This window comes from Acidipropionibacterium thoenii DSM 20276, from assembly GCF_000423445.1.
Lineage (GTDB): Bacteria > Actinomycetota > Actinomycetes > Propionibacteriales > Propionibacteriaceae > Acidipropionibacterium > Acidipropionibacterium thoenii.
Map to the genome: position 1 here is coordinate 122,426 of NZ_AUHZ01000006.1, position 11,933 is coordinate 134,358.

Genomic DNA, 11,933 nt, shown 5'->3' on the forward strand with positions numbered 1-11,933 from the left:
AATCATGGCTGAGAAGAAGCGTGTGAAGCTCGCCGAGACGATGGAAGATCGTCTGGCGCAGCTTGCCGATCAACGGCACAAGATAGAGCTCGGTGGAGGTGAGAAGCGCCTCGCCAAGCAGCATGACAAGGGCAAGCAGACCGCCCGTGAGCGAATCGACAATCTGGTCGATCCGTACTCCTTCGACGAGGTGGGCGCCTTCCGCGAGCACCGCACCACCCTGTTCGGGATGGACACCGCCGAGATCCCCGCCGATGGCGTGGTGACCGGTCGTGCGACCATCGCCGGACGTCCGGTCCATGTCGCCTCCCAGGACTTCACGGTGATGGGAGGTTCGGCCGGCGAGACGCAGTCCACCAAGGTCGTGGAGACCATGGAGCAGGCGCTGCTGACCGGTACACCGTTCCTGTTCTTCTACGATTCGGGCGGCGCCCGGATCCAGGAGGGCATCGACTCCCTGTCGGGCTACGGCAAGATGTTCTTCGCCAACGTCAAGCTGTCCGGCGTGGTGCCGCAGATCGCCATCATCGCGGGCCCGTGCGCCGGCGGTGCGTCCTACTCCCCGGCTCTGACCGACTTCATCATCATGACGAAGAAGGCCCAGATGTTCATCACCGGCCCCTCGGTCATCAAGTCGGTGACCGGCGAGGACGTCACCGGTGAGCAGCTCGGTGGTGCCGAGGCGCACATGTCGACCTCCGGCAATATCCACTTCGTGGCCGAGGATGACGACGCCGCGGTGCTCATCGCGAAGAAGCTGCTGAGCTTCCTTCCGCAGAACAACACCGAGGACGCCGCGATCACCGCCCCGAACAACGACATCTCGCCGTGCCCGGAGCTTCGCGACATCGTCCCGATCGACGGCAAGAAGGGCTATGACATCCGCGATGTCATCGCCAAGATCGTCGACTGGGGCGACTACCTGGAGGTCAAGGCGGGCTGGGCGACCAATATCGTCACCGCCTTCGCCAGGATCGACGGCCGTTCGGTCGGCATCGTGGCGAACCAGCCCAAGGTGATGTCCGGCTGCCTGGACATCAACGCCTCCGACAAGGCCGCCGAGTTCATCGGATTCTGCGATGCCTTCAACATCCCGCTGGTGCAGTTGGTGGACGTCCCCGGCTTCCTACCCGGCGTCCAGCAGGAGTACGGCGGCATCATCCGCCATGGCGCGAAGATGCTGTACGCCTACTCCGAGGCCACCGTCCCGAAGGTCACCGTGGTGATCCGCAAGGCCTACGGCGGCTCCTACCTGGCCATGTGCAACCGTGACCTGGGTGCCGACGCCGTGTTCGCATGGCCGACCGCCGAGATCGCCGTGATGGGTGCCGAGGGTGCGGCCAATGTGATCTTCCGCCGGGAGATCAAGGCCTCCGAGGACCCGGCTGCCACTCGTGCCGAGAAGATCGAGGAGTACCAGACGGCGTTCAACACGCCGTACGTGGCTGCCGCCCGCGGTCAGGTCGACGACGTCATCGATCCCGCTGACACGCGCCGCAAGATCACTGCCGCACTGGAGACCTACGCCACCAAGCGTCAGTCCCGTCCGGCCAAGAAGCACGGCAATATGCCGTGCTGATCGGAGGAACTGATGAGTGACAACGAGAAGGATCGCGTCCTCGAGACGCTGACCAAGCGACTGGGTGCTCTGGAGGCCGACGTGAGTCGCCTCAAGGCAGCCAGCGCCGATATCCCGGAGGACGTCGTGACCGTGATCAGCGCGGCCGTGGCGGCCTACCTGGGCAACGACGGAAAGGTCCAGGCCATCCGTTTCGCCCCGAGTGAGAACTGGACCCGGCAGGGTCGCAGGACGCTCCAGAACCATTCCATTCGTTGACCCGGAGAGACTGACAATGAAGCTCAAGGTGACCGTCAACGGCGTCGCGTACGACGTTGACGTTGATGTTGACAAGTCCAACAATTCGCCCATCCCGCCGATTCTTTTCGGTGGCGGGTCCGGCCCGGCGCTGGCTCCGGCCAGCGGCGGTGGTGCCGGTAAGGCCGGTGCCGGCGAGGTGCCGGCTCCGCTGGCCGGTACCGTCGCCAAGATCCTGGTGAAGGCGGGCGACGCCGTGAAGTCCGGCGACGTGCTGCTGACCCTGGAGGCCATGAAGATGGAGACCGAGATCACCGCTCCTTCCGACGGGAAGGTCACCGGGATCCTGGTCGCGGTCGGCGACGCCGTCCAGGGCGGCCAGGGCCTGGTGGCTCTGGGCTGACCCCGGCTCCAGCTGGGACGGAGCTTCCGGCCGGTTCCTGCGAGCCGGACCGGGGCCGTGCCCCAGCCACGCGGATTCAACGACGCCGCGCTCCTCACCGAGGAGCGCGGCGTCGTGGTCTGTCCGGCAGCTGCGTTGCCGGCTACTGGGCCTGCTACTGGGCCTGGCGGAAGACCTTGAACTGGGAGGCCTGGGCCCTGGGGCGCACGATCATCCGGTCGATGTTGACATGGTGGGGCAGCCCGGCGATCCAGCGGATGCACTCGGCGATGTCCTCGGCCACCAGGGGTTCGGCGACCCCCTCGTAGACCTTGTCGGCCTTGGCCTGATCGCCGTGGAAGCGGGTCAGCGAGAACTCGTCGGTGTGCACCATCCCCGGACTCACCTCGCAGATCCGCACGTCCCGATCGAACAGCTCCAGCCTCAGTGCGCCGGCGACCATCCGCTCCCCGGCCTTGGCGGCGTTGTAGCCTGCGCCGCCCTCGTAGGGGCCCTCCGCGGCGGTGGAGGTGATGAAGACGATGGTGCCGTTGGCGGCCTCCAGGGCCGGCAGCAGGGCCTTGGTGACCCTCGTGGTGCCCAGCACATTGGTCTGGTACATCATCTGCCAGGCGTCGAAGTCGGCCTCCTCGACGGGCTCCTGGCCGACCGCACCGCCGGCATTGTTGACCAGCAGGTCCAGCTTCGGGCCGACCTCCTCGACCAGGGATGCCACCGACTCGGGGGAGGTGACGTCGCAGACCACCGCGCGTCCGCCGATCTCCAGGGCCAGCGCCTCGATGCGGTCGCGGCGCCGGGCCGCGCAGATCACCGACCAGCCGTCGGCGGCCAGGGCGCGAGCGGTGGCCGCGCCGATTCCCGAACTTGCTCCTGTCACCAGTGCAGTACTCATGTCCTCATTCTTGCGCGCTGCACACAGCACCGCCCCGGCGTCCCCCGAATTGGGGACGCCGGGGCGGTGCAACGGCTGATCTCAGGAGCCGGCCCGCAGTGCCGGGCTCAGGACACCAGCACCTCCATGCGCGGATCGGCCAGCTTGAGAGCCGCCGCCTTGGCCGCGGAGGGGCTCGGTGCGGCCAGTGCGGCCTGGGCGATCACCTCGCACTGTGCCTGGCTGTGCAGCGCCAACGAGGCCTTGACGGCCTTGATCTTGCCAGCGGCCATCGACAGCGAGCGGATCCCGACGCCGACCAGCACCAGGGCCAGCAGCGGATCGCCGGCGGCCTCGCCGCAGACGCCGATCAACCGGTTGCCGGCACCGTCACAGGTGGCCTTGACCAGCTGGATGACGGCCGGCTGCCAGGGGGTCAGCAGCTCGGAGAGCTCCCCCTGGAGGCGGTCGGCAGCCATCGCGTACTGGGTGAGGTCGTTGGTGCCGATGGAGGCGAAATCCACCGTCTCCAGCACCTGCGAGGAACGCAGCGCAGCAGCAGGCACCTCGACCATCACACCGACGGTGCTCAGCCCCGCCTTGCGAGCCCGGGAGGAGAACCACCTGGCCTCGTCGGGGGTGGCCACCATCGGCGCCATCACATAGGGCATCCGGTCGGTCTTGCGGGCAGCCTCGGCCAGTGCGGCCAGCTGGGTGTCCATCAGATCGGTGCGGACCTGGGACAGTCGCAGGCCACGGCGTCCCAGAGCCGGATTATCCTCCGGGCCCAGGTCGGCGAAGGCCAACGGCTTGTCGGCCCCGGCGTCCAGGGTGCGGAAGACCACTTTCGCGTCCTCGTCGAAGGTGCTCAGCACCTGGGCGTAGACATCGGCCTGCTCGGCCTTGGTGGGGGCCTCCTGACGCTCCAGGAAGAGGAACTCGGTGCGGAACAGCCCGACACCCTCGGCGCCCTTCTTCTTGGCGGCAACGGCATCGGCGGGGGAGCCGATATTGGCCAGCGTGAGCACCCGCAGACCGTCGGCGGTCTGCGACTCGCCCTCGGGGGCCGATTCCAGCACCTCGCGGCGCTTGTCGGCCCGCTCGGTGAGCCTCACGACGGCGGCGTCCTCGGGATCGATGAGGACCGTGCCGGTGACTCCGTCCAGGGCCAGCTTCGTGCCGGTGATGATCGAGCGCGCCTCCGGGCAGCGCACGATCGCCGGGATACCGATCTGGGAGGCCAGGATCGCGGTGTGGGAGGTCGGGCCGCCGGCGGCGGTGATCAACCCCTTCACCAGTTCCGGGTCCAGGGTCGCGGTGTCGGCCGGAGCCAGGTCCTCGGCCACCAGGATGGCCGGCCGATCCAGGGTCGGGACGCCGGGCTCGGGCAGTCCCTGCAGGACTGCCAGGGTGCGGGAACGGACATCCTTGAGGTCGGTGACCCGCTCGGCCAGGTAGCCGCCGGCCGCGCTGAGCTGATCGCAGAACTCGTCGAAGGCGTTCCACAGTGCATGGCAGGGCCCGTCACCGGTGTGCAGATGGCCTTCGACCGAGGCGATCAGGCCGGGGTCGCGGGCCATCATGGCCGTCGCGGTGAGGACGGCCAGCGCAGAGGAGTCCGCATGCATGGCCCGATAGTCGAGCCGATCCGCCACCTTGTTGAGGGCAGCACGAACGGTTTCGAGATCTTCCTTGATCTCCCCCTTGGGGTCGACCTCGGGCAGGCCGGGAGCAGGGGAGACGACGAGGGCCTCGGCCTGGCCGACACCGGCCGAGACCCCCAGCCCTGACAGGGTCTGCATTATGGATCAGGCCTCCGGATCGCTGTTCAGGTTGGCGATCAGGGTGTCCAGCACAGCATCGGCGTTGTCGCCCTCGGCCGTCAGCTCGATGGTCTCGCCGAACTTGGCGCCCAGTCCCATCACGGACAGGATGCTGCGGGCATCGACCGGGGTCTCGCCGGGGCGCCCGATGGTGACCGCGAGGCCCGACTTGGAGGCAGCCTGGACGAACATGGCTGCCGGGCGTGCGTGCAGACCGCTGGCGGCGGCGATGGTGGTGGTGCGAGTGGGCATGTGAGCTTCTCCTTCATCGGATGGGCGTGACAACTACACGTCAACACCATGACGATAACCGATGTCGCCCGCCAGGGCGTGGCCGGTCCCCGAAGTTCACCCATATGTGTGGGATTGGCGCATCCTCTCGGGCCGGGGCTGACCCGCGTCCATCCCGGCGGATAAGCTGGCGCCATGACTTCCAAGCTGATTCTGCTCCGCCACGGCGAGAGTGAGTGGAACTCCAAGAACCTGTTCACCGGCTGGGTTGACGTCGACCTCAATGAGAAGGGTGAGAAGGAGGCCGCGCACGCCGCAGACCTCCTGGCGGCCGAGGGCCTGCTGCCCGACATCGTCCACACCTCACTGCTGCGCCGCGCCATCCACACCGCCTACCTGGCGCTGGACGGCTGCGACCGCCACTGGATCCCGGTGCGCCGCTCCTGGCGCCTCAACGAGCGCCACTACGGCTCCCTGCAGGGCCTCAACAAGGCTGAGATCCGCGAGAAGTACGGCGAGGAGCAGTTCATGGCCTGGCGTCGTTCCTACGACGTCCCGCCGCCAGAGATCGACAAGGAGGGCGAGTTCAGCCAGTACAACGACCCGCGCTATGCCGACATCCCGGCCGCCGAGCGCCCGCTGCACGAGTGCCTCAAGGACGTCGTCGCCCGGATGCTGCCGTACTGGGAGTCGGGCATCGAGCCTGACCTGAAGGCCGGCAAGACTGTCCTGGTCGCCGCCCACGGCAACTCGCTGCGCGCCCTGGTCAAGCACCTGGACGACATCTCCGATGCCGACATCGCCGGGCTCAACATCCCCACCGGCATCCCGCTGTACTACGAGCTGGATGAGAACTTCAAGCCGGTCGTCAAGGGTGGCCGTTACCTCGATCCGGAGGCCGCTGCCGCCGGTCAGAAGGCCGTCGCCAATCAGGGCGCCAAGAAGTAGGTCCCGATCGGGCGGCCGGGCACCTTCCGATGGGCATCGGAGGCCCCGGCACCCGGTTGTGATCCAGTCGAAACAGGCTCGATCAGGACAGCACAGCACGGCCCCCGGGATCAGATCCCGGGGGCCGTGTTGTGCGTCCGAGTGGCCGGAAACCGCTCGGGAGTGCTCATCGGAGGCGGTCCGGATGGCGTCGGTTCAGCTAATGATCCCGAACTGGTAGCCCTGGGACTTCAGCCAGGCCAGGATGCTCGGCATCGCCTCGGCGGTCTTCTCCTTGATGTCGTGGTTGAGGATCACCACCACCCGCGGGTTGCCGGACTCGGCGATGGACTGCTTGACCATCGTCACGTACCCGGGGATCGTCGTCGGCATGTGCGCGTCGGCGTCCCCGCTCATCGCATTCCAGTCGATCGGGACGACGCCGCGCTTGGCCAACCCGGCATTGGCCTTGCTCAGGTCGTTCCAGGACATCTCGCCACCCGGGTAGCGGAATCCGGAGGGGTCGTAGTCCGAGCCGATCACGGCGCGGGCCTGAGCCAGCGCCCAGTCGTAGTCGCAGGTGACGTGGGCGGCGCGCTGATTGGCATCGCCATGGAAGAGGTACTTGTAGTCGTGGCTGTAGGAGTGGATGTCCAGGCCGTTGCCGTCGCGCAGGGAGCGGCGCAGCAGGTCGACCGGGACCCCCTGGAGCTGGGGGGTGATCATGAAGAAGGTCGCCGGGACACCGGCCTTCTCAAGATTGCTGAGCTCCTTGGGGGTGACGGTGGAGTCCGGGCCGTCATCGAAGGTGATGAAGACCAGCTTCTTGCCCTTGGGGGCGGTCTGGGGCTTGGCCATCCACTGGTGCACCTGGGATGCCGAGTAGGTCCACTTGTCGGCGGTCTTCGAGTGATTGGTGCCGGCCTCCAGCTCTGGAAGGTCGGGAACCACGGCATCGGGAGCCTTGAAGGTCTTCCAGGTCGTGGGCGGCCTGGTGCAGGAGGGGTGGACCACCGGGGCCCCGACGCCGTGAGCCCCCGCGGCTGCGGAGGCGGCACCGGGGGAGGCCGGGGAGCCGGAGGCCGACCCGGCAGCGGAGCCCGACCCGGTGACGCCATGGGATGACGAGGAGCTGTTCGGCGTCGACGACGATGTTGAGGCGGATCCGGAGATCGAGCACCCGGTAGCGAACAGTGTAGTCGCGGTGAGGACGCCGATCCCGGCCAGCCGACGTCTCTGGGACCAGCGACGGCTCCGAACCGGGGATCCTGCTGGGGTGGGCCGTTCAGCCTGGGTGCGACGGAGACTCATGGATAAAGAACCTCGGTTCCGGGCGCCACGGTGACGCCACCACGAACAGCATAGGTCCGAGCTCGGATGAACCTGTGCCCGACCTGAGAGTCGGGGGCCTCAGAACACCTTCGGCCAGTCCTCGCCCTCGGGAGCCTCGCCGGTGACGATGTAGATGATCCGCGAGCCGATGGCCACCGCATGGTCGGCGATCCGCTCGTAGTAACGGCCGAGCAGGGCCGTGTCGACGGCCTCCTCGACCCCGTAGGGCCAGGTGTCGCTGAGCAGCATCCGGAACTGGTCGGCGCGGATGTCGTCGATCGCGGTGTCCTTGTCAGCTAGTTCCCTGGCGTTCTCGGCGTCGCGGTTGACCAGGGTCTGGGAGGCGGTGAGGATCATCTGGTCGGCGATCTTGGCCATCCTGGTGAACTGAGCGGCGACCGGCTCGGGGACCGCGTGGTCCGGGTAGCGGTGCCGGGCGGTCTCGGCGACGTGGACCGCCAGGTCGCCCATCCGGGACAACTCGTAGCACATCCTCAGTACCGCCACCACGGTGCGCAGTTCGCCGGCCACCGGCGCCTGGCGAGCCAGCAGGTTGAACGACCGCTGCTCGATCTCGTCATGGAGGGTGTCGATCCTGGCGTCGGCACTGATCACCTGTTCGGCCAGGCCCAGATCGGCATTGATGAGTGAGGTGGTGGCTCGCTCCACTGCGGAGCGCACCAGATCTGCCATCGAGACGATGTCATCGGTGTTCGCGTTCAGCTCATCGTGATAGCTCTCGCGCATAAGGGCGTCCTCCTTGGTTGGGCGGGATCCGCTCCGGTTGGCATTGGCTGCGGCTCAATCGGTTCTGCTGAACGATCAGCCTAGTTGTCCAGAAGAGCGCAGCCTGTCATCGCGGCAAACCACCCGTGAACCCTCGGTGAACTCGGATCGGTCCGGTCGAGGCGAATGGGGCCGGTGCAAGGGCTTCTCCTATGATCTGGACTGTGAACTGGTGTCTGTGGTGGCTGCTCGGCATCGTCGTCGGTGTGGTCATGACACTGGTGATCGTCTGGGCGATCAGGCGCACCCGCCAGGCAGACCAGGATCTGCCGACCGATGAGCCGGCGGCGCCGGTCGAGCCCACTCTGATCGCGGCGCTGGATGCCCTGCACACCCCGGCCCTGGTGGTCGGCGTCCATGACGAGGTGCGCCACGCCACTCCCGAGGCGTACGCGGCCGGGTTGGTGGAGGGCACCCGGATCGAGGTCACCGAGCTGCTCGACAGGGTTCGCAGCTGCCGCCACGACGGGTCCCAGTCCCATGAGAATCTCGACGTGCGGCCCGGTCCGGGTTGGCCCGTGCTGCACCTGTCGGTGCGAGTCGCACCGCTGGACGAGGAGGGCCAGGTGATCGTGGTCGCGGCCGACCGCAGCCCGTTGATGCGTGTCGACCAGGCCCGCAATGACTTCCTCGCCAATGTCAGCCATGAGTTGAAGACGCCGATCGGCGCCGTCTCGATCCTGGCGGAGGCGGTCTCCGACGCCGCTGATGACCCGCAGGCCGTCGGGCACTTCGCGGGGCGGCTGCACTCGGAGGCGACCAGGCTGGCCGATCTGGTCAACCAGGTCATTGAGTTGTCGCGAATGCAGTCCGACCAGCCGCAGTTGCGCGCCGATCGGGTCGTCATCGCAGAGGCTGTGGAGCGGGCGGTGCACCGCACCGATGAGCTGGCGGCCCAGCGCAAGGTCGACCTCGTGGTGCGCTGCGCTCCCGGACTCGTCGTGCTGGGGGATCCCGGTCAGCTGACCGATGCCATCGGCAACCTGGTGCAGAACGCCATCGCCTACTCCGGACCGCGTGCCCGGGTCTCGGTGGGCACCCGGGCCGAGTGGATCCAGGGACGTGAGATGGCTGAGATCGCGGTGACCGACAATGGGATCGGGATCAGCGAGGAGAACCAGGAACGGATCTTCGAGCGGTTCTACCGGGTGGATCCGGCCCGTTCCAGGGCCAGTGGCGGAACCGGCCTGGGACTGTCTCTGGTCAAACACATCGCCCGTATCCATGGTGGGTCGGTGACGGTGTGGAGCAAGCTGGGTCAGGGATCCACCTTCACCATTCGGCTGCCCCTGATCCGGCTCGGCGAGACGCCGTCTGCGGGCCAGGCCGGCATCAGTGCGGCGGCCAGCAGTCAGTCGGCCGGGAACCCGGGTGAGGCGAGGCAGGAGGATGTGCCTCAGAAGCCGGCGGGGCCGGGGATCGATGACCAGAGTTGAGGGGCAATGACCAGAAGCGACGAGAGTTGACGAGTGTTGACGAGAATGAGGACCTGACGTGACCCGTGTGTTGATCATCGAGGACGAGGAGTCCTATCGCGACGCCACCTCATACATGCTCCGCAAGGAGGGTTTCGATGTGGTGGAGGCCGCCGACGGGGTCGCCGGGCTGGCCGAGTACGACGCCTCGGGGGCCGATATCGTGCTGCTGGACCTGATGATGCCCGGCATGCCCGGCACCGACGTCTGCCGTCAGCTGCGAGCCCGCGGCGATGTCGGCATCATCATGGTGACCGCCCGCGACTCCGAGATCGACAAGGTGGTCGGCCTGGAGCTGGGGGCCGACGACTACGTCACCAAGCCGTTCAGCCACCGGGAACTGGTGGCCCGGATCGGTGCGGTGCTGCGCCGCGGTCACGACCAGGACGCGGTGATCGAGGACGTCCTGGAGGAGGAGGGCGTCCGGATGGATGTCGAGCGTCACGAGGTGACGGTGGACGGGCACCCGGTGTCGTTGGCCCTCAAGGAGTTCGAGGTGCTGGAGGTGCTGCTGCGCAATGCCGGGCGGGTGATGACCCGTGGCCAGCTCATCGATCGGGTGTGGGGTGACGACTACGTCGGCGACACCAAGACCCTGGATGTCCACATCAAGCGGCTGCGCGGCAAGATCGAGGTCGATCCCTCCCATCCAGTGAGGGTGATCACGGTGCGGGGGCTGGGCTACAAGTTCGACTGAACCCGGTGCCCTGATCCGCCTCTTTCCACGTTCGTCCTCGAATCTGGCGTTCGTCCTGGAATTCCAGGACGAACGCCAGATTCGAGGACGAACGTGGTCTCGGGGCCTGCCCGGCGTCAGAGCATCACCAAGGACTCCCCAGGAAGGGGTCGTCCCAGGGCGAGTTCTCGTCGGGAGGGGCAGCGGGTATCGGACTGGTCCAGGGGGTCTCGCGGCGTTCCCGCTGGTCCATCAACCTGCGCAGGCGAGCGGCTGCGGCGGCCGGCCTGCGAAGATCCACCTTGCAGAACCTGATGATCTCCAGGCCCTGGTCGCGGATCTGAGCCTCCCGGTCCTTCTCGGCGGCCACGACGTCGGAGACCGACTGCCCGGGTCTGACCAGCCGCCCATACTTCTGGACGCCGTCGTACTCCCCGACGATGCCGTACTCCAGCCAGCCGAAATCGCAGCGAGCGATGAAATGGCCCTCCGGACTGTAGATCTCGATCTGGATGTCGGTGGGGGCGCATCCCTGAAGCTCGCACATCGCCCTCATCAGCGACTCCCCTCCGCTCTCGGACCGTCCGTCGGCGAATGCCAGACCCGGCGGGCGATGCCATTCCCGGGTCTGCGCGCGGAACGGTCGACGACCTTCTGCATGGCTTCGCGGGTGCACCCTCTCGCCGCGGCGGCGTCGGCGACCAGGACCCCGGTCGCGAAGCCGAACTGACGAGCCATATCCACGGTGGTGCGGGCGAGGTTGGTGACCCGGTACGGGCCGACGCGGGTGATCTCGTCGGGCTCCAGCCCGCACACCCGGGTGACGAGCCCGGGACGGTGGTGGCCCTGGTGACCCTGCGGAGGCCGGGTGATCCAGACCCGGTCGAGCTCCCCGCGGGACATCGGAAGACCCAGAAGTGCCACCGCCGAGGTGTGGCTGAGCGCCCAGTCGGGACCTTGAATCACCGGGACGGTGCCCGCGATGAGCTCCACCTGCCGCTGTCTCCCGTCACTGGCCGGTGGCCCCTGCATCACGGCACCGTGGCGCACCGGCGTGATGGTGCCAGCCCGGATTGCTGCCTTCAGCTCGTCGTAGGTCATCGCAGTCGAGCACAACTGCCCGACCCGCTGCACCCTTCTGGCATCGTTTCCCATGTCAGAAGTGAGCCATCTCCGCTGTGCCAGCGCCAGCCTCAGGACGAGATCTGTGGACAACTTCTACCGAGGTGGCAGGTTGTGTTCCGGACTTGTGGATAACCCGGTCGGGTGATCGGACGCCGATCCGACAGTCGCACGGTCGCAGCCCGGGTCAGTGGGCTGTGGTGCACCTGCATTCCCGGCGTCCAGCTGCTCTGGGGGCCGCCCAGGGTGGTCTGGATCCCACGTTCGCCTGGCAGCGTCTCTGCTCTGGGGGCGCTGGAGGTGGTCTGGATCCCACGCTCGTCCTCAAATCTGGCGTTCGTCCTGGAATTCCAGGACGAACGCCAGATTTGAGGACGAGCGTGGAGAGGGGGGTGGAAACGGGGCGCCGGAGGGGACCGGTGGGAGGGAGACAGGGCCGCTGGGAGGAATGCCTCGGCTTGCGGACGCCGG

At 67.3% G+C, this 11,933-nt stretch carries 13 protein-coding genes; 6 read left to right on the top strand and 7 right to left on the bottom strand.

Going from position 1 to position 11,933, the window contains the following annotated elements; translation table 11 throughout:
• The first annotated feature begins 4 nt into the window (after nucleotides 1-4).
• The 3 genes from G554_RS0101745 to G554_RS0101755 are packed head-to-tail and all read left to right on the top strand — an operon-like array spanning nucleotide 5 to nucleotide 2,219.
• Complete coding sequence (locus G554_RS0101745; protein WP_027586556.1) at nucleotides 5-1,579, top strand: acyl-CoA carboxylase subunit beta; 1,575 nt, start codon at nucleotides 5-7, stop codon at nucleotides 1,577-1,579.
• 12 nt (nucleotides 1,580-1,591) lie between these two features.
• Complete coding sequence (locus tag G554_RS0101750; RefSeq protein WP_027586557.1) at nucleotides 1,592-1,837, top strand: hypothetical protein; 246 nt, start codon at nucleotides 1,592-1,594, stop codon at nucleotides 1,835-1,837.
• 16 nt (nucleotides 1,838-1,853) lie between these two features.
• Complete coding sequence (locus G554_RS0101755) at nucleotides 1,854-2,219, top strand: biotin/lipoyl-containing protein (protein ID WP_027586558.1); 366 nt, start codon at nucleotides 1,854-1,856, stop codon at nucleotides 2,217-2,219.
• A gap of 154 nt (nucleotides 2,220-2,373) precedes the next feature.
• Here the strand turns inward: G554_RS0101755 and G554_RS0101760 are convergent, their stop codons facing one another.
• From G554_RS0101760 to G554_RS0101770, 3 genes are all read right to left on the bottom strand, one after another.
• Nucleotides 2,374-3,111, bottom strand: coding sequence for an SDR family NAD(P)-dependent oxidoreductase (locus tag G554_RS0101760; RefSeq protein WP_027586559.1), 738 nt, complete (start codon nucleotides 3,109-3,111; stop codon nucleotides 2,374-2,376).
• A 107-nt stretch (nucleotides 3,112-3,218) separates the two neighbouring features.
• Nucleotides 3,219-4,892, bottom strand: a complete 1,674-nt coding sequence (gene ptsP, locus G554_RS0101765; RefSeq protein WP_027586560.1) for a phosphoenolpyruvate--protein phosphotransferase — start codon at nucleotides 4,890-4,892, stop codon at nucleotides 3,219-3,221.
• 6 nt (nucleotides 4,893-4,898) lie between these two features.
• Nucleotides 4,899-5,165 carry an HPr family phosphocarrier protein gene (locus tag G554_RS0101770; protein WP_027586561.1) on the bottom strand — a complete coding sequence of 89 codons (267 nt, stop codon included), beginning with the start codon at nucleotides 5,163-5,165 and terminating at the stop codon, nucleotides 4,899-4,901.
• 174 nt (nucleotides 5,166-5,339) lie between these two features.
• Between G554_RS0101770 and G554_RS0101775 the strand changes: the two genes are divergently transcribed.
• Nucleotides 5,340-6,092: a phosphoglyceromutase gene (locus tag G554_RS0101775; RefSeq protein WP_027586562.1), complete on the top strand. Its 753-nt coding sequence runs from the start codon at nucleotides 5,340-5,342 to the stop codon at nucleotides 6,090-6,092.
• A 195-nt stretch (nucleotides 6,093-6,287) separates the two neighbouring features.
• On the opposite strand, the gene G554_RS0101780 is transcribed toward G554_RS0101775, so the two are convergent.
• Nucleotides 6,288-7,085, bottom strand: a complete 798-nt coding sequence (locus tag G554_RS0101780) for a polysaccharide deacetylase family protein (RefSeq protein WP_027586563.1) — start codon at nucleotides 7,083-7,085, stop codon at nucleotides 6,288-6,290.
• A gap of 396 nt (nucleotides 7,086-7,481) precedes the next feature.
• Nucleotides 7,482-8,150: a phosphate signaling complex protein PhoU gene (gene phoU / locus G554_RS0101785; protein ID WP_027586564.1), complete on the bottom strand. Its 669-nt coding sequence runs from the start codon at nucleotides 8,148-8,150 to the stop codon at nucleotides 7,482-7,484.
• A gap of 194 nt (nucleotides 8,151-8,344) precedes the next feature.
• Between phoU and G554_RS14090 the strand changes: the two genes are divergently transcribed.
• Together G554_RS14090 and G554_RS0101795 are read left to right on the top strand one after the other, a co-directional pair.
• Complete coding sequence (locus G554_RS14090) at nucleotides 8,345-9,625, top strand: sensor histidine kinase (RefSeq protein ID WP_425393326.1); 1,281 nt, start codon at nucleotides 8,345-8,347, stop codon at nucleotides 9,623-9,625.
• Between the two features lie 58 nt (nucleotides 9,626-9,683).
• Entirely contained in the window at nucleotides 9,684-10,361 is a 678-nt protein-coding gene (locus G554_RS0101795; protein WP_027586565.1) for a response regulator transcription factor, read from the top strand.
• Nucleotides 10,362-10,485: 124 nt separating this feature from the next.
• Here the strand turns inward: G554_RS0101795 and G554_RS17485 are convergent, their stop codons facing one another.
• Together G554_RS17485 and G554_RS17490 are read right to left on the bottom strand one after the other, a co-directional pair.
• Nucleotides 10,486-10,887, bottom strand: coding sequence for a hypothetical protein (locus G554_RS17485; RefSeq protein WP_051232184.1), 402 nt, complete (start codon nucleotides 10,885-10,887; stop codon nucleotides 10,486-10,488).
• Nucleotides 10,888-10,895: 8 nt separating this feature from the next.
• Nucleotides 10,896-11,495: a hypothetical protein gene (locus tag G554_RS17490; protein ID WP_051232186.1), complete on the bottom strand. Its 600-nt coding sequence runs from the start codon at nucleotides 11,493-11,495 to the stop codon at nucleotides 10,896-10,898.
• Nucleotides 11,496-11,933: the final 438 nt, after the last annotated feature.